Source organism: Actinoplanes sp. NPDC049598 (genome assembly GCF_040675435.1).
GTDB lineage: Bacteria > Actinomycetota > Actinomycetes > Mycobacteriales > Micromonosporaceae > Actinoplanes.
On sequence record NZ_JBFAOX010000005.1, the window covers coordinates 117,160 to 140,174 of the forward strand.

At 71.8% G+C, this 23,015-nt stretch carries 21 protein-coding genes; 4 read left to right on the forward strand and 17 right to left on the reverse strand.

Annotated features, from left to right (window positions below):
- Nucleotides 1–966: a substrate-binding domain-containing protein gene (locus AB0J66_RS13985; protein ID WP_364659687.1), complete on the reverse strand. Its 966-nt coding sequence runs from the start codon at nt 964–966 to the stop codon at nt 1–3.
- A gap of 126 nt (nt 967–1,092) precedes the next feature.
- On the opposite strand from AB0J66_RS13985, the gene AB0J66_RS13990 reads away from it, so the two are divergent.
- Nucleotides 1,093–3,015 carry a glycogen debranching N-terminal domain-containing protein gene (locus AB0J66_RS13990; RefSeq protein WP_364659689.1) on the forward strand — a complete coding sequence of 641 codons (1,923 nt, stop codon included), beginning with the start codon at nt 1,093–1,095 and terminating at the stop codon, nt 3,013–3,015.
- Here AB0J66_RS13990 and dapB read toward each other — a convergent pair.
- The 16 genes from dapB to rimP form a co-directional block, all read right to left on the reverse strand.
- Nucleotides 2,995–3,738, reverse strand: a complete 744-nt coding sequence (dapB, locus tag AB0J66_RS13995) for a 4-hydroxy-tetrahydrodipicolinate reductase (RefSeq protein ID WP_364659691.1) — start codon at nt 3,736–3,738, stop codon at nt 2,995–2,997. The genes AB0J66_RS13990 and dapB overlap by 21 nt on opposite strands.
- Nucleotides 3,735–4,622, reverse strand: a complete 888-nt coding sequence (locus AB0J66_RS14000) for a phosphatase PAP2 family protein (RefSeq protein ID WP_364660241.1) — start codon at nt 4,620–4,622, stop codon at nt 3,735–3,737. Before AB0J66_RS14000 ends, dapB begins: the two co-directional genes overlap by 4 nt.
- Before the next feature lie 92 nt (nt 4,623–4,714).
- A complete protein-coding gene (locus AB0J66_RS14005) occupies nt 4,715–6,010 on the reverse strand; it encodes a pitrilysin family protein (RefSeq protein WP_364659692.1) in 1,296 nt (431 codons plus the stop codon).
- Between the two features lie 87 nt (nt 6,011–6,097).
- Nucleotides 6,098–8,479, reverse strand: coding sequence for a polyribonucleotide nucleotidyltransferase (locus AB0J66_RS14010; protein WP_364659694.1), 2,382 nt, complete (start codon nt 8,477–8,479; stop codon nt 6,098–6,100).
- Between the two features lie 196 nt (nt 8,480–8,675).
- A complete protein-coding gene (gene rpsO / locus AB0J66_RS14015; protein ID WP_203724260.1) occupies nt 8,676–8,945 on the reverse strand; it encodes a 30S ribosomal protein S15 in 270 nt (89 codons plus the stop codon).
- Between the two features lie 113 nt (nt 8,946–9,058).
- The gene (locus AB0J66_RS14020; protein ID WP_364659696.1) at nt 9,059–9,985 is read right to left on the reverse strand and encodes a bifunctional riboflavin kinase/FAD synthetase; all 927 of its coding nucleotides are present in this window, start codon (nt 9,983–9,985) and stop codon (nt 9,059–9,061) included.
- 94 nt (nt 9,986–10,079) lie between these two features.
- Nucleotides 10,080–10,961 carry a tRNA pseudouridine(55) synthase TruB gene (gene truB / locus AB0J66_RS14025; RefSeq protein ID WP_364659698.1) on the reverse strand — a complete coding sequence of 294 codons (882 nt, stop codon included), beginning with the start codon at nt 10,959–10,961 and terminating at the stop codon, nt 10,080–10,082.
- A gap of 47 nt (nt 10,962–11,008) precedes the next feature.
- A complete protein-coding gene (locus tag AB0J66_RS14030) occupies nt 11,009–12,343 on the reverse strand; it encodes an MATE family efflux transporter (RefSeq protein ID WP_364659700.1) in 1,335 nt (444 codons plus the stop codon).
- A gap of 417 nt (nt 12,344–12,760) precedes the next feature.
- Nucleotides 12,761–13,771, reverse strand: coding sequence for a bifunctional oligoribonuclease/PAP phosphatase NrnA (locus AB0J66_RS14035; protein WP_364660243.1), 1,011 nt, complete (start codon nt 13,769–13,771; stop codon nt 12,761–12,763).
- A gap of 146 nt (nt 13,772–13,917) precedes the next feature.
- On the reverse strand, nt 13,918–14,388 hold the full coding sequence (gene rbfA / locus AB0J66_RS14040; RefSeq protein ID WP_364659702.1) for a 30S ribosome-binding factor RbfA: 471 nt from the start codon (nt 14,386–14,388) through the stop codon (nt 13,918–13,920).
- 85 nt (nt 14,389–14,473) lie between these two features.
- Nucleotides 14,474–14,767, reverse strand: coding sequence for a DUF503 domain-containing protein (locus AB0J66_RS14045; RefSeq protein WP_364659704.1), 294 nt, complete (start codon nt 14,765–14,767; stop codon nt 14,474–14,476).
- 34 nt (nt 14,768–14,801) lie between these two features.
- Nucleotides 14,802–15,824 (reverse strand): SAM-dependent methyltransferase, encoded by a 1,023-nt coding sequence (locus tag AB0J66_RS14050; RefSeq protein WP_364659705.1) that lies wholly within the window; start codon nt 15,822–15,824, stop codon nt 14,802–14,804.
- 170 nt (nt 15,825–15,994) lie between these two features.
- Nucleotides 15,995–19,078, reverse strand: coding sequence for a translation initiation factor IF-2 (gene infB / locus AB0J66_RS14055; protein WP_364659706.1), 3,084 nt, complete (start codon nt 19,076–19,078; stop codon nt 15,995–15,997).
- 119 nt (nt 19,079–19,197) lie between these two features.
- Nucleotides 19,198–19,506, reverse strand: coding sequence for a YlxR family protein (locus AB0J66_RS14060; protein WP_364659708.1), 309 nt, complete (start codon nt 19,504–19,506; stop codon nt 19,198–19,200).
- Nucleotides 19,507–19,546: 40 nt separating this feature from the next.
- Nucleotides 19,547–20,563, reverse strand: coding sequence for a transcription termination factor NusA (gene nusA, locus AB0J66_RS14065; protein ID WP_364659710.1), 1,017 nt, complete (start codon nt 20,561–20,563; stop codon nt 19,547–19,549).
- Entirely contained in the window at nt 20,560–21,183 is a 624-nt protein-coding gene (rimP, locus tag AB0J66_RS14070) for a ribosome maturation factor RimP (RefSeq protein ID WP_364659712.1), read from the reverse strand. The genes nusA and rimP overlap by 4 nt, the downstream gene beginning before the upstream one ends.
- Before the next feature lie 152 nt (nt 21,184–21,335).
- On the opposite strand from rimP, the gene AB0J66_RS14075 reads away from it, so the two are divergent.
- The 3 genes from AB0J66_RS14075 (at nt 21,336) to AB0J66_RS14085 (ending at nt 23,013) form a co-directional block, all read left to right on the forward strand.
- A complete protein-coding gene (locus AB0J66_RS14075) occupies nt 21,336–21,821 on the forward strand; it encodes a hypothetical protein (protein WP_364659713.1) in 486 nt (161 codons plus the stop codon).
- Nucleotides 21,818–22,243, forward strand: a complete 426-nt coding sequence (locus AB0J66_RS14080) for a ferritin-like domain-containing protein (RefSeq protein WP_364659715.1) — start codon at nt 21,818–21,820, stop codon at nt 22,241–22,243. Before AB0J66_RS14075 ends, AB0J66_RS14080 begins: the two co-directional genes overlap by 4 nt.
- Before the next feature lie 62 nt (nt 22,244–22,305).
- Nucleotides 22,306–23,013, forward strand: a complete 708-nt coding sequence (locus AB0J66_RS14085) for a nucleotidyltransferase domain-containing protein (protein ID WP_364659717.1) — start codon at nt 22,306–22,308, stop codon at nt 23,011–23,013.
- Nucleotides 23,014–23,015: the final 2 nt, after the last annotated feature.

A 23,015-nucleotide genomic window follows, 5' to 3' on the forward strand; every position in this document is an offset into this window, starting at 1 on the left:
TCAAGCCGTCTGGCGGAGCACCAGGGACGGCGGGAGCAGGACTTGGGTGGGCGTCGAGGGGGCGCGGCCGTCGAGCAGCTCGCGCAGCAGGTCCATGCAGCGGCCGGCGGCCTGGGCCAGGGGCTGGCTGACGCTGGTCAGGCCGATCGCGCGGGCCACCGCGGTGTCGTCGAAGCCGATCACCGCGGTGTCCTGACCGAGTTCCCGCGCTGCTTGCAGCGCGCCCAGGGCGAGGGAGTCGCTCGCGCAGACCAGGGCGGTCGGCCCGGCGGTGATCAACTCGTGGGCGGCCGCGGCGCCGGTGTCGACACCGTCCTCGACCGCGGCCGAGGGCCCGTCGGTCAACGAGGCCCAGCCGTCGCGGCGGGCGTCACCGACACCGGAGCCGGCGGGCCAGCCGAGGAAGCCGATCTTCGTATGGCCCCGCTCGATCAGGTGGGCGGTGGCGGCGGCGGTCCCGGCGGCGTTGTCGACGTCGACCCAGGAGTGGGTGTCGGGGGCGCCCCAGGGCCGGCCGAAGGTCACGAACGGCAGGTCGCGCGTGGCCAGCCAGTCCGTCCGCGGGTCGCCGTGGTGGGTGCTGGTCAGGACGAAGGCGTCCAGGTCGTACGAGCTGAGCAGCTCCTCGTAGGTGGCGATCTCGGCGGCGTCGTCGCCGGCGGTGTAGAGCATCACGCGGTAGCCCGCGCTCTCGGCGGCGTCGGTCAGGCCGTGCAGGAAGCGGTCGAGCACCGAGCCGTTGATCCCGTCGTTGGCCGGCTCGATGCGCACGGCGATCAGCCGCGACCGGCCGGTGCGCATCTGGCGGGCGGCCTGGTTGACCCGGTAGCCGAGCTCGGCGATCGCCTCGCGGACCCGCTCGCGGGTCTCCTCCCGCACCACGTCCGGCGTGTTGAGCACGTTGGACACGGTCTGACGGGAGACGCCGGCGTGCCGGGCCACCGTAGCGATCGTTACCTTTTCCACCGATAAATTGCCTTCCTAGGACTTGAACGATCAAATTCGCGTACGGCAGGATTGGATCGTTCAAGTTGCGGGATTGTTTCGAGCTTCGTGGTTCGCCCGCATGAATGTCAACCCCCGGGAGATCGCGTGGCCCTCCAGCCCCTTCTGCACGACCTGGTCCCGACGCTGGCCGCTCCCACCTCGGCGCTCTCCGGGCCGGACGGGCAGATTCGGGCCTCCGGCGTGCAGGGCGTCTTCCACGCCGACCGGCGGATCGTGTCGCTGGCGCTCCTCCGGCTCGACGGCCGCGAGCCGACCCCGATCGGCTGGTCCACCGTCGACGGCGGGACGCGGTTCGTGTCGCTGGCCCGGTGGCTCGGTGATCCCGGCCCGGATCCGACCGTCCGCGTCGATCGTCTCCGCCGGGTCCGCCCGGGCGTCCTGTCGGAGGAGATCCATATTTCGTCGACGGCTTCCGTCCCGGTCACGACGACCGTGACGATCGAGGTGGAGAGCGACCTGGCACCGATCGAAATGGTCAAGTCAGGCGAGATCGGCGCCGTGGCGGCGTCCGATCTGTCGGTTCGAGTCGGCGGCGATCTCGACTGCAAGGTCAGCCTGGCGCCGGGGCAGAGCGTCATCCTGCGCTGGTCGGCCACGGTGGACGATCCCGGTGCGGTGATGCTGCCGGGCCCACGCGGCGACTTCGCCCGGCCGGTGGCCCGTGCCCACGACAGCCGGCTGGCGCGCCTCGTCACCCGATCGCTCGACGATCTGGCAGCCCTCCGGTTGACCACCCCGGACGACGACGGCGACACGTTCCTCGGCGCCGGCGTCCCGTGGTACCTGACGCTTTTCGGCCGCGACAGCCTGTGGGCGGCCCGGATGATGCTGCCGCTCGGCACCGACCTGGCGATGGGCACGCTACGGGTGCTCGGCCGCCGGCAGGGCGTCCGCCTCGACCCCGCCACCGGTGAGGCCCCTGGCAAGATCATGCACGAGCTGCGGCGGGCCGACACCGCGGGCTCGCTGCCGGCGGCGTACTACGGCACGATCGACGCCACCCCGCTCTGGATCAGCCTGCTGCACGACGCGTGGCGCTGGGGCCACCCGGCCGCCGAGATCGCCGAGCTCCTGCCCCGGCTCGAGGCCGCCCTGGGATGGCTCGCCGACCACGCCGACCCCGACGGCGACGGCTTCCTCGAGTACATCGACGCCACCGGCCGCGGCCTGGCCAACCAGGGCTGGAAGGACTCCCACGACGCCGTACGCTTCCACGACGGCCGCCTCGCGGAGGCGCCGATCGCCCTGGCCGAGGTGCAGGGTTACGCGTACAAGGCCGCCCTCGACGGCGCCGCGCTGCTGTCGTCCTTCGGCCGGCCGTCCGATCGGTGGATCTCCTACGCCGAGCGGCTGTCGGAGCGGTTCCGCGCGGCGTTCTGGGTCGACGGCGGCCGCTACCCCGCGCTGGCCCTCGACCGCGACAAACGCCCGGTCGACTCCCTGACCAGCAACATCGGTCATCTGCTGGGCACCGGGCTGCTCAACGCCGACGAGGAACGCCGGATCGCCGCCGCGTTGGCGTCTTCCGACATGTCCGGCGGTTACGGCCTGCGCACCATGTCGTCCGCCGACCGCGGGTTCGCGCCGTTGTCGTACCACTGCGGCTCGATCTGGGCCCACGACACCGCCATCGTCGCCGCCGGTCTCGCCTCCGGCGGCTTCGCCACCGAATCGGCCCAGCTCATCGACGGCTTGCTGACGGCCGCGGAGGCCTTCGGCTTCCGGCTGCCCGAGCTGTACGGGGGTGACGACCGTTCCGCCCTGAGCCGCCCGGTGCCGTACCCGGCCAGCTGTCACCCGCAAGCCTGGTCAGCCGCCTCCGCCGTCCTCATCCTGCAGGCGTCGCTGGGCCTGTCCCCCGACGTCCCTCACGGCGTGGTCCGGGTGCGGCCGATGCCGGGCGCCCCCGACGTGCGCGGCCTGCGGATCGCCGGCCACCCGGTCGACTTCGTCGACGGCGAGCTGACCGGCCTGCCCGCGGGTCTCTCAGTCGAGGAAGCTGTCTAGGCCGATCGTCAGGCCCGGGCGGGTGCGGACCTTGCGGATGCCCAGGAGCACGCCGGGCATGAAGGACACCCGGTCGAGGGAGTCGTGGCGGATGGTCAGGGTCTCGCCCAGGCTGCCGAAAAGGACCTCCTGATGGGCCACCAGCCCGGCCGCGCGGATCGCGTGGACCCGGACCCCGTCCAGGTCGGCGCCGCGGGCGCCCGCGACCTCCTCCTTCGTCGCGTCCGGCATCGGGCCGAGACCGGCCTCGGACCGGGCCGCGGCGATCAGCTGGGCCGTGTGGGTGGCGGTGCCGCTGGGGGCGTCCAGCTTGCGGGGGTGGTGCTGCTCGATGATCTCGGCCGAGTCGAAGTAGCGGGCCGCCTTGGCCGCGAACTGCATCATCAGGACGGCGCCGATGCCGAAGTTGGGGGCGATCAGCACGCCCGCCTCGGGCTGGGCGGCGAGCTGGTCGCGCAGGGCCGCGTGCCGCTGCTCGGTGAAGCCGCTGGTGCCGACGACCGCGCTGATGCCGCGCGAGATGGCCCACTCCAGGTTGCCCATCACCGCGCCGGGGTTGGTCAGGTCGACGATCACGTGGGCGGTCGCGGCCTGCTCGAGGGAGTCGCCGCGGCCGAGGGCGGCCACCAGCTCGAGGTCGCCGGCCGCTTCCACGGCCTTGACCGCCTCGGAACCCATGCGGCCCCTGGCCCCGAGAACGGCTACGCGGATCGGATCAGTCACTGCGACAACTTAGCCCGGTTGCTCCACCATCGTTCCGCCAGGCCCACGACCACGAAGGTCATGGCGACGTAGAGCCAGCCGACCAGCACGTCGATCACGTAGTGCTCGCCGGTGTAGACCAGCGTGAAGGTCATCGCCAGCGGGTAGGCCAGCAGCAGCGGCCACCACCGCTTGCGCACCATCGGCAGGAAGAAGGCGACGGCCAGCATCGCGTACGCGGTGTGCAGCGACGGCATGGCCGCGACCGGGTTGGACTGCTCCACCTGCAGCGCGTTGAGGGTGTTGCCGGCGCCGTGCAGGCCCAGCACGTCCAGGCCGCGCGAGGAGAAGCGCTCGACGTGGTCGGGGAGGTAGCCGTACTGCGAGGCCCACCAGGGCGGGGCCGCCGGGTAGAGGAAGTACGTGATCAGGCCGGCCATGCTCAGGAAGATCCAGCGGCGCATGAAGCGGTACGAGAGCCGGCGGCTGCGCACCCAGAGGACCACCGCGACCGTCGGCACGGCCAGGAAGTGCGAGATGTAGACCAGCGTGGTCACCACCTCCCACCAGGGCACGTGGAGGCGGTCGTAGAGGTGCTCCTGGAGCCAGACGGTCGGGATGTGGCCGCCGGTCAGCCAGCCGAACAGGTCCTCGTCCGCGTCGATCATGAAGTGGACGTGCGGGTCGAAGAGCTTGTCGGCCGAGCCGCGGGAGACGTTGTAGAAGACGAGCAGCAGCACCACCGGCAGCCAGTCGCGCAGGAACAGCAGGTGCTCGCGCCACGGCCGGTAGTTGCGCCAGGCGATGGTGGCCAGCCAGAGCCAGCCGAACGCGGTGAGCGGGTCGCTGGTCGGCACGCCGACCAGCGACACGAACACCACGAAGGCCACCGCCCAGACCACCATGCCGATGATCCGGCGGCGCCGGTCACCCGGGGTGATCTCGGGCGTCGGCGGCTCGGCTCTCGGTGTCTCCAGCGTCGTCACGGGGTCCAAGGTTAACGAGGCGTGAAAGCGGCCTCGTCGAACGGTCCCACGACGGCCAGCGACATCGATTGAGCCAGCAGGTCGGCCGCGATCGCGTTGACCTCGTCGGCGGTGACCGCGTCGACCCGCCCGAGCAGCTCGTCGACCGACATCAGATCGCCGTAGAGCAGCTCCGACTTGGCCACCCGGCTCATCCGCGAGCCGGTGTCCTCCAGGCCGAGCACGTACGAGCCCTTGACCATGCCCTTGCCCCGGGCGATCTCCTCGTCGGTGACGCCCTTGGCCGCCACCCGGTCGAGCTCGGCCCGGGTCAGGTCGAGGACCTCGTCAATCTTCCCGGGGGCGCAGCCGGCGTAGACGCCGAACAGGCCGGCGTCGGCGTACTGGCTGGCGTACGAGTAGACCGAGTAGGCGAGGCCGCGCTTCTCGCGGATCTCCTGGAACAGCCGGCTCGACATGCCGCCGCCGAGGATGTTGTTGAGCACGCCCAGGGCGAAGCGGCGCTCGTCGCGCCGGCCGATGCCGACGCCGCCCACCACCACGTGGGCCTGCTCGGTGTCCCGGTTGCGGACCACGACGTGTGGACGCTGGGTGGGCACGCGCTTCGAGCCCGTACGCGGGGGTGCGGGCTCGGCGAAGCCGCTGTCCAGGGCCGTGCCGGCCACGGCCTTGCGCACGAGCCGGACGACCGTGGCGTGGTCGAGGTTGCCCGCGGCCGCGATCACGATGTTCGGCGCCGTGTAGCGCCGCTTGTAGAAGCTGTTGATCTGGTTCCGGGTCATCGGGGTGATCGATTCCTCGGTCCCCGAGATCAGCCGGCCCAGCGGGTGCGAGCCGAAGATCGCCTCGGTGAAGACGTCGTGCACCTCGTCACCGGGCTCGTCCTCGTGCATGGCGATCTCTTCGAGGATGACGCCGCGCTCGGTCTCCACGTCGGGCGGCGCGATGATCGAGTCGGCCACCGCGTCGCACATCACGTCCACCGCGAGCGCCAGGTCGGCGTCGAGCACCCGTGCGTAGTAGCACGTGTACTCCTTCGTGGTGAAGGCGTTGGTCTCCCCGCCGACCGCCTCGATCTCGGCCGAGATCTCCAGCGCCGTCCGCTTGTGGGTGCCCTTGAACAGCAGGTGCTCGAGGAAGTGGGAGGCGCCGGACATGCCCGGCGTCTCGTCCCGGGAGCCGATCCCGACCCAGATGCCCAGCGAGGCGCTCCGGGTCGTGGGGATGGCTTCCGTGACGATGCGCAGACCACTCGGCAGGACGGTCCGTTTTACGCCGTCCTGCAGGGTCTTAGTAGAGGTTTTCATCCGTTTTAGGGCGGCGGCGGGGTGGTCGGATGGGACGCGGGCCGGCCTTCCGGCCGGCCCGCGGTTGTTGCTCGATGTCACTGGTGATTACTCGCGGGGCTCGCCGCCACCGGAGCGCTCGCCACCCGAGCGCTCACCACCGGAACGCTCGCTGCTGGACCGCTGACGGCGACGACGGGGCTCGCCGCCACCCTCGCCACGGTCGCCGCTGCGGTCGCCACGGGGCTCGCGGGCCGGACGGCCCTCGCCACCGGACGCGGCGGGAGCGGCCGCGGGGGCCGCCTCGCCCTCGGGGCGGACCTTGTCGAGGTAGATCTTGCCGCGGGCGTCGATGTCAGCGATGGACACCTCGACCTTGTCGCCGACGTTGAGGAAGTCCTCGACCTTCTCGACGCGCTTGCCGTCGCCCACCTTGGAGATGTGCAGCAGGCCGTCGCGGCCGGGCAGCAGCGAGATGAACGCGCCGAACGCGGCCGTCTTCACCACCGTGCCGAGGAACTTGTCGCCGACCTTGGGCAGCGTCGGGTTGGCGATCGCGTTGATCCGCTCGACCGCCGCCTCGGCCGACGGGCCGTTGGTGGCGCCGACGTAGATCGTGCCGTCGTCCTCGATCGAGATGTCGGCGCCGGTCTCGTCCTGGATCGCGTTGATCGTCTGGCCCTTGGGGCCGATGACCATGCCGATCTTGTCGACCGGGATCTTCACCGAGGTGACCCGCGGCGCGTACTCCGACATCTCGGCCGGGGCGTTGATCGCCTGCTCCATGACCCCGAGGATCGTGGCGCGGGCCTCGTGGGCCTGCTGCAGAGCCCCGGCCAGCACGTCCGACGGGATGCCGTCGAGCTTGGTGTCCAGCTGCAGGGCGGTCACGAACTCACTCGTACCGGCGACCTTGAAGTCCATGTCACCGAACGCGTCCTCGGCGCCCAGGATGTCGGTCAGCGCGACGTACTGCGTCTTGCCGTCGACCTCGTCCGAGATCAGGCCCATGGCGATGCCGGCCACCGGCGCCTTCAGCGGCACACCGGCGCTGAGCAGCGACAGCGTCGAGGCGCAGACCGAGCCCATCGAGGTCGAGCCGTTGGAGCCGAGGGCCTCGGAGACCTGGCGGATCGCGTACGGGAACTCCTCGCGCGTGGGCAGCACGGGCACGAGGGCCCGCTCGGCCAGCGCGCCGTGGCCGATCTCGCGGCGCTTCGGCGAGCCCACCCGGCCGGTCTCACCGGTCGAGTAGGGCGGGAAGTTGTAGTTGTGCATGTAGCGCTTGGACTTCTCCGGCGCCAGGGTGTCGAGCGCCTGCTCCATGCGCAGCATGTTCAGGGTGCTGACGCCGAGGATCTGGGTCTCGCCGCGCTCGAACAGCGCCGAGCCGTGGACCCGGGGCAGCACGCCGACCTGGGCCGAGAGCGGGCGGATGTCCCGCGGGCCGCGGCCGTCGATGCGGACCTGGTCGCGCAGGACGCGCTGGCGCACCTCGGACTTGGTGACCGAGCGGAAGGCCGCGCTGATCTCCTTCTCGCGACCCTCGAAGCGCTCGTCGAGCAGCTCGTGCGCCTTGGCCTTGACCAGGTCGAGGGCCTCCTCGCGCTCCTGCTTGGCCGCGATCTTGAGGGCCTCGGCGGTCTCCTCGCGGACGGCCTCGGTCACCGCGGTGTAGACGTCGTCCTGGTAGTCCAGGAAGACCGGGAACTCCACGGCCGGCTTGGAGGCGATCTCGGCCAGCTCGCTCTGCGCGCGGCAGAGCTCGCGGATGGCCGGCTTGGCCGCCTCGAGGCCGCTGGCCACGACCTCCTCGGTCGGGGCGGTGGCGCCACCGGCGATCAGCTTGACCGCGTTCGGCGTGGCCTCGGCCTCGACCATCATGATGGCGACATCGCCGTCGGCCAGGACGCGCCCGGCGACCACCATGTCGAAGGTGGCCCGCTCGAGCTCCTCGATGGTCGGGAAGGCGACCCACTGGCCGTCGATGTGCGCGACCCGGGTCGAGCCGATCGGGCCGCTGAAGGGCAGGCCGGAGAGCTTGGTCGACAGCGAGGCGCCGTTCATGGCGACCACGTCGTACGGGTGCGACGGGTCGAGCGCGAGAACGGTCTCGACGACCTGGACCTCGTTGCGCAGGCCCTTGGTGAACGACGGGCGCAGCGGGCGGTCGATCAGGCGGCAGGTGAGGATCGCGTCCTCGCTGGGCCGGCCCTCGCGGCGGAAGAACGAGCCGGGGATGCGGCCCGCGGCGTACATCCGCTCCTCGACGTCGACGGTCAGCGGGAAGAAGTCGAAGTGCTCCTTCGGCTGCTTGCTGGCCGTGGTCGCGGAGAGGACGGTGGTGTCGCCCAGCTGGACGATGACCGAGCCGGCGGCCTGCTTGGCCAGCCGGCCGGTGGAGAAGATCACCTCGCGGGTGCCGAAAGACCCGTTGTCGATGACGGCGGTGCGAGATTCGGTGCCTAGAGCGTTGTTCTGCTCTGTCATGTGGTGCGGTACTCCTTCGTCGAGGACCCGGCGGTCTACACAGCGCGGTTGATTTCAGGCTGCCGGTCTTCGATCGAAGTGCCCAGGAATGATGCCTGGGAACCACTACCGAGGACCGGTGGCTTGCCTGCGTACCGCGCGGGTCCGTGGGTTGTGCGGTACGGGGGAGCGGCCCGGTGGCCACTCCCCCGTCAGATCAGCGGCGCAGGCCGAGACGCTCGATGAGCGTCCGGTAGCGCGCGATGTCCTTCTTCTGAACGTAGTTGAGCAGGCGGCGGCGACGGCCGACCAGCAGCAGCAGACCACGACGGCTGTGGTGGTCGTGCTTGTGTACCTTGAGGTGCTCGGTGAGGTCGGCGATCCGCTTGGTCAGCATCGCGACCTGGACCTCGGGGGATCCGGTGTCGCCGTCCTGCGCCTTGTACTCGTCGATGATCTTGTTCTTGGTCTCTTGATCGAGCGCCATGTTCTCCGAACTTCTGTGTTGCCGGTGATCTCGGGATCCGCACCCGCGGCGTCGGGCAGGCACGCGGAACCGTTGGCTGGATAAGCCAGCCGCGCCTCAACCCTACCAGGCAGTCACCGAAGCAACACTCGGGTCTGTTCCACGTCGGCCCGGATCTGATCGATCAAGGGCTCGATCGCCGTGTAGGTGACCTGTCCGCGCAGGTGGGCGACGAAATCGATGCTGACCAGCTCGCCGTAGAGATCACCGTCGAAGTCCAGCACGTACGCCTCGACCCGGCGCTCGGTGCCCTCGAAGGTCGGGTTGGTGCCGACCGAGACGCTGGCCGGCATCGGCTTGCCGTCCTGCCGCAGGAAGTACGCCGCGTAGACGCCGTCGGCCGGGATGGCCGCGTAGCGGTGCGTCGCCAGGTTGGCCGTCGGGAAGCCGAGCTCGCGCCCGCGCTGATCACCCCGGACCACCACGCCGGTGACCTGATGCGGCCGGCCCAGGGCGTCGGCCGCGGCCCGCACGTCACCCTTCTCGACACAACCCCGGATGTACGTCGAGGAGAAGACCAGCCCATGGTCGGTGACCAAGGGGGCGTCCTCGACCGTGAACCCCGAGGAGGCGCCGAGCCGCTCCAGCAAAGCGGCGTCGCCGGCCGCCTTGTGCCCGAACCGGAAGTTGTCGCCGATCACCACGGCCGCCGCGTGCAGCGACTCGACCAGCACGTCACGCACAAACGCCTCGGGCGTGAGCTGCGAGAACTCCGGGGTGAAGGGGACCACGCAGAGCGCGTCGGCGCCCAGCTGCTCGATCAGCTCGGCCTTGCGGGCCGGCTCGGTCAGCACGGCCGGGTGCGAACCGGGCCGCACCACCTCGGCCGGATGCGGGTCGAAGGTCACCACCACCGACGGCAGCCCCATGTCGTGGGCCCGCTTCACCGCATGCCCGATGATCATCTGGTGGCCGCGGTGCACACCGTCGAAGACGCCGATCGTGACGACCGACCGGCCCCAGCCCTCCGGCACCGATTCGAAGCCTCGCCACCGCTGCATGTCCGCGCACCCCTTCGGTGTTCGCCCGTCTAGCGGTTCTCAGCGTATCGGGCGTGATGCCCGAACCCGGGCCGGGCACATCACAGGTGACGGGTCACGCAGGCGCGAGGACGATCTCGGCCCGGGCCCGGCCCGCACGCTCGGAGACGATGGCCAGGAGCTCGCCGGCCGGCGAGAAGACGGCATACGGCCCGGTAAGGCCGACCGGGGTCAGCGGACCGCCGTGGCTGAGCACGCGAGCCTCGTCGGCCGTGGCCTCACGCTGCGGAAACGCCTGACGTGCGGCTTCGGCCATCGGGAGCGTCACCACGTCGGGCTCGCGCTCGGCCAGCTGCTCCAGCGTGAGCGCCTCGGTCAAGGTCAGGCCGCCCACCGCCGTACGCCGGAGAACCGTGAGATGACCGCCGACCTCGAGCCCGGCGCCGAGATCGCGCGCGATCGAGCGGATGTAGGTGCCCGAGGAGCAGGTGACGTCGACGTCCACGTCGACGAAGTCGCCCTCGCGCCGGATGGCGAGCACGTCGAGCCGGGAGATCGTCACCCGCCGGGCCGGGATCTCGACCGCCTCGCCGTCGCGGACCCGCTTGTAGGCCCGCTGACCGTTGATCTTGATGGCGCTCACGGCGCTGGGCACCTGGTCGATCTCGCCCCGCTGCCTGGCCAGCCCGTCGCGGATCGCCTCGTCGGTCACGTGACCGGCCGGCGCGGTCGCGGTGATCTCCCCCTCGGCGTCGTCGGTGATCGTCGACTGCCCGAGCCGGATCGTCGCCGAGTAGCTCTTCTCCGACCCGATCACGTAGGTGAGCAGCCGCGTCGCCTTGTTGACGCCGACGATCAGCACGCCGGTGGCCATCGGGTCGAGCGTGCCGCCGTGTCCCACGCGCCGGGTCTTGGCCAGCCGCCGGATCCGCGCCACCACGTCGTGCGAGGTCATCCCCGCCGGCTTGTCCACCACGATCAGTCCGTCCGCGCTCACCCGACCACCTTAGGGTCCGGCGGTTCGGCTTCCGGCGCGGGTCACGGTCAGGGCGCGGCCGTCCGCAGCTCCGCGCCGACCACGGCCCAGCGGGACGAGCGCCAGCGCCACACCGTGCCGGCGAAGCGGATGCCGATGAGCAGGGCGAGGCCGGCCCAGACGCCGCCCAGGCCGAGGTCGAGCCAGTAGGCGAGCCAGATCGCGGGCAGGAAGCCCAGCAACGTCGCGGCCAGCGTGATGTTGCGCAGGAAGCGGACGTCGCCGGCCCCGATCAGCACGCCGTCGAGGGCGTAGACGATGCCGGCGAACGGCATCAGCCCGATGAACCAGGGCCAGACCACCGCCGCCTGGTCGTGCACGGCCGGGTCGGGCGTGAACCAGCCCGGGATGACGCCGGCGCCGGCCGCGGCCAGCGCGGCGAAGACCACCCCGGCGAGACCGCCGGCGATCGTGACGCGCCGGGCGATGTCCTGGGCCACGGCCGCGTCGCCGGCGCCGAGGGCGGCCCCGACCAGCGACTGGGCGGCGATGGCGACGGCGTCGAGGGCGAGCGCGCTGAAGAACCAGAGCTGCAGCGCGATCTGGTGGGCGCCGACCGCGGCCACCCCGAAACGGCTGGCCACGGCGGTGGCCGACAGGAAGCAGACCTGGAACGAGGCGCCCCGGATCAGCAGGTCCCGGCCGAGCACGATCTGCTGCCCGATCACGCGCGGGACGGGTCGCAGGGCGCGCGTCTCCCGGACGAGCGCGGCCAGGAAGAGCCCACCGGAGACGCTCTGGGCCACCACGTTCGCCACCGCGGAGCCGTTGAGGCCCCAGCCGGCCGGGTAGACCAGCACCGGGCAGAGGATCGCCGAGAGCACGTTCGCCCCGAGCACGAAGAACAGCGGCCGCCGGGTGTCCTGGACGCCGCGCATCCAGCCGTTGCCGGCCGCGGCGAGCAGCAACCCCGGGATGCCGAAGGAAGCGATCCGCAGCCAGTGGGCGGCCGCGTCGGCGGTCTCCTCGTTGCCGGCCAGCGCGTGGACCAGCGGCCCGGCGCCGGCCTGGGCCAGCACGATCAGCAGGACGCTCAGCCCCAGCGCGAGCCAGGAGGCCTGGACGCCCTCGGCGACGGCGGCGGCCCGGTCCCCCGCCCCGAATCGGCGGGCGGCCCGCCCGGTGGTGCCGTAGGCCATGAGGGCGCCGAACCACGCGGCGACCGACATGACCGTCCCGCTGACGGCCACCGCCGCGAGCGGCACGGCCCCGAGGTGGCCGACGACCGCGGTGTCGACCAGCACGTAGAGCGGCTCCGCGGCGAGCACGACCAGCGCGGGCAGGGCCAGCGCCGCGATCCGCCGGGCCGAGGCGGGTGAGTCAGACCGGGCAGGCGGGCTCATGGAAAGTCATGATGCCCGCCCGGCCGTAAGGAGTGCAACCTAGCCAGGTGCTTACTGACGAGTGTCCATCGACGTCTGCAGGGCGCGGCGCAGGGCCTCGCGGGCTTCGTCGGCGGCGGTGGGCTTCGACTTGGCAGCCATGATCGTGGTCCTTCCACGGTGGGTTAAGACACGGAGCGGCATCGCGGGGCCGGTCCGGGATCGCCGGACGTCTGGCGAGGGCGACGCGGCCCGGGCGGGTGGGCCCGGGTGGCTCGAGGTCTCGCGGCGGGCAGTGGTCACGACCGCGCGGAACCTAATCACCGTTCAGGACCCAAACTAACGTTCAGTCAGGCCGGCGGCCGCCCGGTTCCCACGCATCGGGACACGAAAAAGGCCGGTGTCGCCACAGCGACACCGGCCGACAGACCAGACGGACTACTCCGTGAGATTGGCGTCCAGGAGATCCTTGACTTGCTGGACGACCTCCTCGGGCGTCCCATGACCGGTGAACCCGGCGGCCAGGCGATGACCGCCCCCACCGAGCGCCACCGCCACCGCGCTGACGTCGACCGCGCCCTTGGAGCGCAGCGACACCGCCCACTCCCCGGCCGTCATCTCCTTGACCACCACGGCCACGTCGGCCTCGGCCACGCTGCGGACCGGATCGATCAGCGACTCCAGCACGTACGGCTTCTGGTCGTACCGCTCCAGGTCGGCCTTGGTGGCGTACGTCCAGACGAGGCCGCGGCCACCGGCCGCCGCGACATCCAGAACGGCCCGGCCCAGCACCTCGCCGGAGAGCTTCATCGCCCCGAACGGGCGGGTGTCGAAGATCCGCCGCGAGATCTCGGCCGGACGGATGCCGGTGGCGATCAGCCGGGCCGCCAGCTCGTGCACCTCGGGCGTGGTCAGGTCGAACTTGAAGGAGCCGGTGTCGGTCGACAACGCCACGTACAGACACTCGGCGATCTCGGCGTCGAGCGGCACCCCGAGCCGGCTCAGCAGGCTCTCGGCCACCACCGAGGTCGCGGCGGCCCGCGGGGCGACCAGGTTGATGCCGCCGAAGCCCGTGTTCGACGCGTGGTGGTCGAGCACGATCACCGCCGGCGCCGCGGGCAGCAGGGTCACCAGGTCACCCAGGCGCGACTCGGCGGCCACGTCAAAGATCAAGATCAAGGCCGGGGTGCGGTACGCGTCGTGCTCGGCCACCAGCAGGTCGCCGCCGGGCAGATCACGGTACGGAACCGGCACCTCGAACTCACCCGGGAAGGTGGCCCGCAACCGGGTGAGACCGAGCCGGCGCAGGCCCAACGCGAAGCCGAGCATGCTGCCGAGCGCGTCCCCGTCCGGGTTCACGTGACAGATGAGCTGAACCTCGTCGTCCGGGGCGAGCGCGCGGATCGCGTCCACGGCGGCCGTCCACTCGAGGTCGGCCACGCCCCCGATCACCGCCGGCGCCCCGCCGGAACCGCCCGCCACGGCCGCGGCGCCGGCCCCGCCGAAGCTCCAAGCCGACGTCGGCCCGAAGGCGCCGTCGGCCGGCCGGGGAACGGCCCCGGGGGCGAGACCCCCGGGGGCGCTGGGTGAGGACGTCACCCCTGGTCCTCGCGGGCGCCCACCCGCTCGGTGACCTCGTCGTCGTCCTCGTCGTCCTCGGACTTGTACGGGTCGGGGTCGCCGGCGTACTGCTTGCCGGCGGCCAGCCGCTGGACCTCCTCGTCGCGCAGGCGCGCCTCGGCCAGCAGGTGGTCGATCTCCTTGGCCTGGTCCTGCACGTTGTCCTGGCTGAAGGCCAGGCTCGGCGAGTGCCGCAGCCCCAGGGCGTGGCCGACGCGGGTGCGCAGCATGCCCTTGGCACTCTCCAGCGCGGCCTTGGTCGCCGCCTGCTCGGTCGGGTCGCCGAGCACCGTGTAGAACACGGTCGCCTCGCGCAGATCGCCCGTGATCCGCGCGTCCGTGATGGTCACCATGCCGAGCCGGGGATCTTTGATCTCTCGTACCAGCGATGCCACCAGCTCCCGCACGCGCTCCGCATGACGGCGCGTCTTGGCCGGGTCCGACATATCGCCCACCTCCGACTGTGATCCCGCGGGTCTCACCTACCCCCGCCCAACTGCTGAAGAGTACCCACCCCGCGGGGAGGGCGAACTAGTCGTCCTCCCCGTAGAGGCGGCGCTTGACCGAGAGCAACTCGATCTCGGGGCGGCCAGCCACCTGGTTCTCACAGGTGTCGATGACGGCGCGGGCCTGAGCGGGCTCGGCGGCGACCACGGCCACCCCCAGCTGGGCCCGGCCGTGCAGGTCGTGCATGCCCACCTCGGCCGCGCTGACCTCGAATTTCTTCAGCATGGCGAGAATCGGGCGGACGTAGGAACGCTTCTGCTTGAGCGAGCGGGAGTCGCCGGGCAGGAGCAGGTCGAACACTGCGGTCTCCGTATACATCAGCGGGAAGGTTACCGCTGGGGTACGACAGTTTTCAGGTGGTTTTCCGGGCGATCAGCACGTCGCGCTCGATGCCCTGGTCGACGCGGTGCTCCAGGGGCGCCTGGGGGACCAGGGTGAGCCCGTTGGCCAGCAGGATGTCCTCGGCCAGCTCCCGCTTGGCGACCTTGGTGTTCCAGGACAGGCCGATCGCGGCGCCGGGGCGCAGCAGCGGCAGCCAGCCCGGCACCGCGCGCTCCAGCAGGTCGAGCGGGCGCCGCGTGATGCCGCCCTCGTCGTCGTAGCTGCCGTGCGCGACCCCGTACGGCAGGTCGGCCACCAGGACGTCGGCCACCCCGCCGCGCAGCAGGCCCTCGAGCTGGGTGGTGTCGGCCTGCAGGACGGTGATCTTCTGCACCGCGCCCGCCTTGTGGTCGTCCTTGCTGGCGGCCAGGGTGACCTCGAGCCGGCGGGCGGCCCGCTTGCCCTGGCGCCGCACCGGCACCAGCTCGGCCGTGTGCTTGAGGCGCTTGCGCTTGAGCCAGGTCTGGAGGAACAGCTTGTACGCCTCGACGTCCTTCCCGTCGATCTCCACCCCGACGCCGTCGTAGCCGTACATCAGCGCCTGGTTGAGCGTCGTTCCGCGGCCACAGAGCGGGTCGAGGACGGTGAGGTGCCCGTCGAGCATCTTCCCGGCCGAGGCGGAAGCGAGCAGTGTCAGATTGAGCACGAGCTTGGTGAACTGCTCGTTGGTCTTCCCGGCGTACTTCGGAATCGTGATCAGGTCGCTGTCGTACCGCGCCAGGGGCGTCATCCCGATCGGCCGCAACAGCTCGTCCATCCGCTCGAACAGCGCATACGCCGACGACAAGTTCGACAAGTACGAAATATCCCGAGCGGTCAGCTCTCCGGCGAAGGTCAGGTAGTCCACTCCGCCGAGCTCAGTGACTCCGGTATCGGAAATGTCGGATGAGAGCACCGGCCCGAAGGCAGACAGCTCAGCCAGAGCGAGGCGCGAAGCCTGATCGGCATAGACACGGTTGGCGGAGGGCGCGAGGAGCAGGGCGTACCGGGACATGGGCTACATCTTCGCAGGCACCGCGAGATCTTCGCAGGCACCGCGAGCGGCCCGCCAGGCGCAACCACCGCACCGTGGGGGTTTGGGGGCTCGGCCCCCATCGCAGGCACAGGTAGCGAAAGCCCCCCGTCCGCGCTTTCCGCGGACAGGGGGCTCCCACAATGCTTTCGCTACGCGCGCGGCTTCTCGCGCATCTCGAAGGTCTCGATCACGTCGCCGACCTGCGGGGTGCCGAAGCCGCTCAGGGTCAGACCACACTCGAAGCCCTCGCGGACCTCGGTCGCGTCGTCCTTGAAGCGGCGCAGGGAGCTGATCGTGACGTTCTCGGCCACCACGACGCCCTCCCGCAGGATGCGGGCCTTGGCGTTGCGGCGGATGAGACCGCTGCGGACCAGACAGCCGGCGATGAGACCGATCTTGGACGAGCGGAAGACCTCGCGGATCTCCGCCGTGCCCTGCTCGACCTCTTCGTACTCCGGCTTGAGCAGACCCTTGAGCGCGGCCTCGATCTCCTCGATGGCCTGGTAGATCACGCTGTAGTAGCGGATCTCCACGTTCGCCCGGTCGGCCATCTCCTTGACCTTGTTCGAGGCCCGGACGTTGAAGCCGATGATCGTGGCGGTCGCGTCCGAGGAGGCGCTCGCCAGGTTCACGTCGCTCTCGGTGATCGCACCGACGCCGCGGTGGATGACCTTGAGCTGGATCTCGTCCGGAATCTCGATCTTGAACAGCGCGTCCTCGAGGGCCTCGACCGAACCGGACGAGTCGCCCTTGATGACCAGGGTGAGCGAGGTCTTCTCGCCCTCCTTGAGCTGCTCCATGAGCGTCTCGAGAGTCGCCTTGGTGCGCGAGTTGGCGAAGCTCGCCGCGCGACGGCGGGCCTGCCGCTGCTCGGCGATCTGGCGCACCGTGCGGTCGTCCTCGCCGGCCAGGAACGTGTCACCCGCGCCCGGCACCGAGGTCAGACCGAGGACCAGGACCGGACGGGCCGGCAGAGCCTCGGCGACCACGTTGCCGTTCTCGTCGAGCATGGCGCGGACGCGGCCGTGCGCGCCGCCCGCCACGATCGAGTCGCCGGCCCGCAGCGTGCCCTTCTGGACCAGGACGGTCGCGACCGCACCACGGCCCTTGTCGAGGTGCGACTCGACGATCGCGCCCTGCGCCGACCCGTCGACCGGAGCGGTCAGCTCCAGCGAGGCGTCGGCGGTCAGCAGGACCGCCTCGAGCAGATCGTCGATGCCGGTGCCGGGCTTGGCCGCGACGTTGACGAACATCGTGTCGCCGCCGTACTCCTCGGCCAGCAGGCCGTAGTCGGCCAGCTGCTGCCGCACCTTCTCGGGGTTGGCGTCCGGCTTGTCGACCTTGTTGACCGCGACCACGATCGGCACCTCGGCCGCCTTGGCGTGGTTGAGCGCCTCGACCGTCTGCGGCATGACGCCGTCGTCGGCCGCCACGACCAGGATGACGATGTCGGTGACCTGGGCGCCACGGGCACGCATGGCGGTGAACGCCTCGTGACCCGGGGTGTCCAGGAACGTGATCGCCCGGTCCTCGCCGTTGTGCTCGTAGGAGACCTGGTAGGCGCCGATGTGCTGGGTGATGCCACCCGCCTCGCCGGCGACCACGTTGGTCTTGCGGATCGCGTCCAGCAGCTTCGTCTTACCGTGGTCGACGTGACCCATGACGGTCACGACGGGCGGGCGGACGACCAGCCGGTCCTCGGCCACCTCGGCGTCGAGGTCGATGTTGAACTGCGCGAGCAGCTCACGGTCCTCGTCCTCGGGGCTGACGATCTGCACGTTGAAGCCCAGGTGCTCACCGAGCAGCAGCAACGTGTCGTCGGAGCACGACTGCGTCGCCGTCACCATCTCGCCCAGGTTGAACATCTCCTGGACCAGCGAGCCGGGGTTCGCGTTGATCTTGTCGGCGAAGTCGGAGAGCGACGCGCCGCGGGAGAGCCGGATCTCCTGACCCTGACCCCGCGGAGCGCCGGAGCTCATCTGCGGGGCGGACAGGTTGTCGAACTCTTGACGCCGCTGCTTCTTCGACTTGCGGCCACGGGTCGGCCGGCCACCCGGACGCCCGAAGGCACCCGCGGCACCGCCGCCACGACCGCGACCGCCGCCACCGGGACGACCCGGAGCACCGGCACCGGCCGGAGCGCCGCCACCACCACCGGGGCCGCCACGGTAGCCACCGCCACCGCCGCCACCACCGGGGCCACCGCGGTAGCCGCCACCACCGGCGCCGCCACCGCCACCGGGACGGAAGCCGCCACCGGCGCCGCCGCCACCACCGGGACGGAAGCCGCCGCCACCGGCGCCGCCACGGCCACCGCCGCCACCACCGGGGCCGCCACGGCCACCGGCGCCGCCACCCGGGCGGCCGGGACCGGCCGGGCGCTGGGCGGGCATGGAGGCGGGACTGGGCCGCGGGGGCATCGACGCGGGACTGGGCCGCGGGGGCATGCCCGGCTGGTTGGGCCGGGGCATGGAAGCCGGCGAGGGACGGGCGGCGTTGCCACCCGAGACGCCGAACGGGTTGTTACCCGGGCCACGCGACGGCGGGCGCGGGGTGTTGCCACCGGCCGGGCCGGGGCGGGGACCGGACGGGGTGCCGCCCTGCGGGGCCGGACGGGCCGCGGGCGAACCCGGGCGCGGCGGGACCGAGCCGGGACCCGGGCGCGGGCCCGGACCACGGGGCGCGCCGCTGTCGGCCGGGGGCTGCTGCGCCCGGCGCTCGGCGTCGCGGGTGCGGGCGGCCTGAGCGGCCTTGACCGCGGCCTCCTGCTCGGCCTTGAGCGCCGAGGCACGGGCCTCGGCCGCCGCGACCTCGATGTCGTGGGCGCTGGCCGGCTTGGTGACCGGGCCGGGCGTGGGGCCCGGGCGGACGGGAGCCGGCGGCTTGGGACGCGGGAACGCGCCGGGCGTCGGGGCCGGCGACGACGGGGCGCTGGGCGCTCCGGCGGCGGGGCCGGGCCGGCGCGGCGGCTGGGGCCGCACTGACGGCGGAGCCGGGCGCGCCGCGGACGGCGCGCTGGGCGCAGCACTGCTGGCCGCGGGCGCGGCCGGGGCGGGGGCCGCCGGAGCGGAACCTGCCTCGAGGGCGCCACGCAGCCGCCGGGCCACGGGGGCCTCGACCGTGCTGGATGCGGATTTGACGAACTCGCCCATCTCCTTGAGCTTGGCGAGAACGGTCTTGCTGTCGACCCCGAGCTCCTTGGCGAGCTCGTGTACGCGGGCCTTTCCTGGCACTGCACTCCTCACTTCGAGGTCGTGCGAGCGCACCCGCAACGACCTCACTCGTGCACTAGAAGCCTGTTCATTTCAGGGACTTCATCGTGTGCTCATCTGGGTCGTCCTACCTTGCTGGGTCATGACGCGGCCACGTCGGCCACATCATCGGTCGTTCCGCACGACAAGGCCGTACGGATGTGCTCGGCCAGCAATCCGGTGTCAGCAACACCGGTGAGACGCAGCGCGCGCCCGAAGGCGCGACGCCGCTCCGCCAGCGCGAAGCAAGCCGGATCGGGATGCAGATGCGCTCCCCGGCCCGGCAGTCGGCGGCCCGGATCGGGCTGGAGCCGGAGATCATCCCCGGAACCGGCCGCGACGAACCGAATCAATTCACTGGCCGGCGCGCGTTTGCGGCAACCGACACAGGTACGTGTCGGACCGACCATGAGAAAGTCTACTCCTCGCACCTGCCGAACGCGTATCCGGTCAGCTTCCCGCCTCGGCCGCATCGCGGTCGGAGGCGCCGGCCGGCTCGTTGTCCGGCCGGATGTCGATGCGCCACCCGGTGAGCCGGGCCGCGAGCCGGGCGTTCTGCCCCTCCCGGCCGATCGCCAGCGAGAGCTGGAAATCGGGCACGGTGACCCGGGCCGTCCGGCTGGCCGCGTCCACCACCTCGACCCGCAGGGCCTTGGCCGGTGAGAGCGCGTTGCCGACGAACTGCGCCGGATCCTCCGAGAAGTCGATGATATCGATCTTCTCGCCGTGCAGCTCGCTCATCACGGCCCGGACCCGCTGGCCCATGGGACCGATGCAGGCGCCCTTGGCGTTCACGCCCGGCACGGTCGAATGCACCGCGATCTTCGTACGGTGACCTGCCTCACGGGCGATCGCGGCGATCTCGACGACGCCGTCGGCGATCTCCGGCACCTCGAGCGCGAACAGCTTCTTGACCAGGGCCGGGTGGGAGCGGGAGAGGGTCACCTGGGGGCCGCGGAAGCCCTTGGCGACGTGCACCACGATGGCCCGGATGCGCGACCCGTGCTCGTACGGCTCGCCGGGGACCTGCTCGGACTGCGGCAGCACGGCCTCGATCTTGCCGAGGTCGACGATGACGATGCCCTTCTCGGCCCGGGCGGCGTCGGCCTGCACGATGCCGGTGACCAGGTCGCCGTCGCGTCCCGCGTACTCACCGAAGTGCTGCTCGTCGGTGGCCTCGCGCAGCCGCTGCAGGATGACCTGCTTGGCCGTCATGGCCGCGATGCGGCCGAAGTCGTGCGGGGTGTCGTCCCACTCGCGCACCACCGTGCCGTCGGCGTCCAGCTCCTGCGCCAGCACCGACGCGACGCCGGTCTTCCGGTCGATCTCCACCCGGGCGTGGCTCTGCGCGCCGTCCGTGTGCCGGTACGCCGTCAGAAGAGCGGTCTCGATGGCCGCCAGAATCGTCTCGAACGGGATCTCCCGCTCGCGCTCCAGGGCGCGCAGCGCCGCGAGGTCGATGTTCACTCCTCGCCCTCCCTATCGTCGGTGTCGATGTCGTCGTCGTCCTCGTCGCCGAAGTCGGCCTCGTCGAGCCGCTTGAACTCGATCTGCACCTTGCCGGCGCCGAGCTCGGGGTAGCGCAGCTCGTGCGGTGTGCCGTCGACGTCGAGCACGATGCCCTCGTCGCCGGCCTCGGTCACCCGGCCGGTCATGCCGTTCACGGCGACCAGCCGGCCCCGGTTGCGCCGCCAGTGGCGCGGCTCGGTCAGCGGCCGGTCCACGCCCGGGGAGCCGACCTCCAGTTGGTACTCCCCCGCGAGGACCTCGTCACCGCGCTCCTCGGCGGCGTCGAGCGCCTCCGAGATCGCGCGGGAGACGACGGCCACGTCGTCCAGGCTGATGCCGCCGTCGGTGTCGACCAGGACGCGGACCACGTGCCGGCGCCCGGCCCGGGCGACGGCGACGTCCTCCAGGTCGTAACCGGCCTCGGCGACCACCGGCTCGATCACGGCGCGAACCCGGGCGCGGGCCGCGGCCAGGTCGACGCGGGGCGCCGCGGGAACCCGCTGCTCCGCCTCGTCCCGCCTTTTCTGCCCGCCGGGGCGCCCTCCAGGCCGGGCACCGGCGCGACCACGCTGCGTCATCGGGCTCGACCCTTCTTCCCAAAAAATCAGAAACGACTCTATGCCGCCGGGCGATGGGCCCCGCGGCTGACGCAGAGCGTAACGCGCCGGTCGCATCGACCGTTCGCCGCCGCACCGATTCGGCGCCATCCGCAGGTCACCACGCGTACCGCATGGTGTTGACTGGCGCCGTGCGGGAGAAATGGGAGATCGGACACAGCCGCCGGTGGGTGCTCGCCGCCGCCGGCCTGAGCGCCGCCGCCCTGACCGGGTGCGGCCTGCTCGACGACGACGAGCCGGAGCCGCCGAAGGCCCCCGATCCGCTCGAACCCCTGCTGGCCGAGGCACTGGCCCTCGCCGCCGCGTACGACCAGGCCGTCGTCAGCCAGCCGGGCCTGCGCACGCGCCTCGCGCCGCTGGCCGAGGACCACCGCACGCACGCCGCCGAGATGTCCCGGCTGATCGGTGAACCGCCGGCGTCCGCTCCCGCGCCGAGCGCCGGTGCCGGCCCGGCGACCACGGTGGCCGCGCTGCGCCAGGCCGAGCAGGCGGCGCAGAAGACCGCGGTGGCGGCCTGCCAGGTGGCCACCCCCGACCGGGCCGGGCTGGTCGGGTCGATCGCCGCGTGCCGGGCCACCCACGCCGAGGCCCTGCGATGAACGAGCAGCTCGGGGCGGCTCTGGCCGCCGAGGAGGCCGCCATCTACGCGTACGGGGTGATCGGGGTCCACCTCAACAGCACCGGCGACGTGACCGAGGCGCGGGCCGCCGAGCAGGCCCACCGGCAGCGGCGCGACTACCTGGTCGGCCGGTTGTCGCAGCTCAAGGCCAGCTCGGCGCCGTCGCCGGCCGGCTATCAGCTGCCGTGGGCGGTGACCGACCGGGCCACCGCGCTCAAGCTGGCCATCCAGGTCGAGGACGGGGTGGCGCAGGGCTGGCGCCCGGTCCTGCCGGTGACCGAGGCCGCCGACCGGAGCACCGCGCTGGCCGCGATGACCGAGGCCGCGGTGCGGGCCACCCGCTGGCGGCGGCTGGCCGAGGTCAGCCCGGCCACAGTGGCCTGGCCGGGACGCCCCGATTAGTCCGTTCTACCGCTACGCGCTGTAGACCTTTCGCGCACACATTCATCCCACAGAATGACGGGGTGCTGGAGGAGATCGATCTCACCTCGCCCCGCGGACGGCTGGCCGTGCGTCTCCGGGACGTCATCGAGGCCCGCTGGACGGCCGAGGTCCAGGCGATCGGGGTGCACGGCTCGCTCGCGCACGGTGACGACCACGACGGCAGCGACGTCAACCTGCAGGTGATCACGTACCGCCCCGGGGCCGGGCCGAAGCCGGCCCTGCGCCGGGTCGACGGCATCCTGGTCGACCTGCGGGTGACCACCGGCGACGAGGGCATGCGCCGGGCCCTCGATCTGACTCCGCAGTGGCCGCTGACCACCGACTGCCTGGTCAGCACCCGCGCGCTGCACGATCCGCGGGGCTGGTTCGGCGCCCGGCGCGACGCCCACCTGGCCCGGCTGGCCGAGGCCCGGCCGCCGGAGTTCACCGGGGCGGCCCGGCACGACTGGGAGGTGGCGGCGTCCGCGCACGACCGGGCCGTGCGGCTCGCCGAGTGGTACGAGACCGACGCCGCCCTCGTCATGATCGCCGAGGCCCGCCTGCACGCCGCCCTGGTCGCCGGCCTGCTCAGCCGCACGTACTTCCGCAACAAGGCGGACGCGGTCAAGCGCACCGGGCTGGCCTCGGCCGACGTCCAGGAGCTGGCCTCGGTCCTGAAGTCACAGGCCGAGGAGCTGACCGCCCGTGGGCGACCGGTCGACGGAAGCCTGGGCGAGCTCTTCGGCTAGGA

What these genes read in the sequence shown, in the direction of transcription:
- AB0J66_RS14000 (WP_364660241.1), bottom strand. Translation starts at nt 4,622, where the DNA reads ATGGTGGTCTGGGCGGTGGCCTTCGTGGTGTTCGTGTCGCTGGTCGGC.
- AB0J66_RS14005 (WP_364659692.1), bottom strand. Translation starts at nt 6,010, where the DNA reads ATGAAAACCTCTACTAAGACCCTGCAGGACGGCGTAAAACGGACCGTC.
- AB0J66_RS14010 (WP_364659694.1), bottom strand. Translation starts at nt 8,479, where the DNA reads ATGACAGAGCAGAACAACGCTCTAGGCACCGAATCTCGCACCGCCGTC.
- rpsO (WP_203724260.1), bottom strand. Translation starts at nt 8,945, where the DNA reads ATGGCGCTCGATCAAGAGACCAAGAACAAGATCATCGACGAGTACAAG.
- AB0J66_RS14020 (WP_364659696.1), bottom strand. Translation starts at nt 9,985, where the DNA reads ATGCAGCGGTGGCGAGGCTTCGAATCGGTGCCGGAGGGCTGGGGCCGG.
- AB0J66_RS14030 (WP_364659700.1), bottom strand. Translation starts at nt 12,343, where the DNA reads ATGAGCCCGCCTGCCCGGTCTGACTCACCCGCCTCGGCCCGGCGGATC.
- rbfA (WP_364659702.1), bottom strand. Translation starts at nt 14,388, where the DNA reads ATGTCGGACCCGGCCAAGACGCGCCGTCATGCGGAGCGCGTGCGGGAG.
- AB0J66_RS14045 (WP_364659704.1), bottom strand. Translation starts at nt 14,767, where the DNA reads ATGTATACGGAGACCGCAGTGTTCGACCTGCTCCTGCCCGGCGACTCC.
- AB0J66_RS14050 (WP_364659705.1), bottom strand. Translation starts at nt 15,824, where the DNA reads ATGTCCCGGTACGCCCTGCTCCTCGCGCCCTCCGCCAACCGTGTCTAT.
- AB0J66_RS14060 (WP_364659708.1), bottom strand. Translation starts at nt 19,506, where the DNA reads ATGGTCGGTCCGACACGTACCTGTGTCGGTTGCCGCAAACGCGCGCCG.
- rimP (WP_364659712.1), bottom strand. Translation starts at nt 21,183, where the DNA reads ATGACGCAGCGTGGTCGCGCCGGTGCCCGGCCTGGAGGGCGCCCCGGC.
- AB0J66_RS14075 (WP_364659713.1), top strand. Translation starts at nt 21,336, where the DNA reads ATGGTGTTGACTGGCGCCGTGCGGGAGAAATGGGAGATCGGACACAGC.
- AB0J66_RS14080 (WP_364659715.1), top strand. Translation starts at nt 21,818, where the DNA reads ATGAACGAGCAGCTCGGGGCGGCTCTGGCCGCCGAGGAGGCCGCCATC.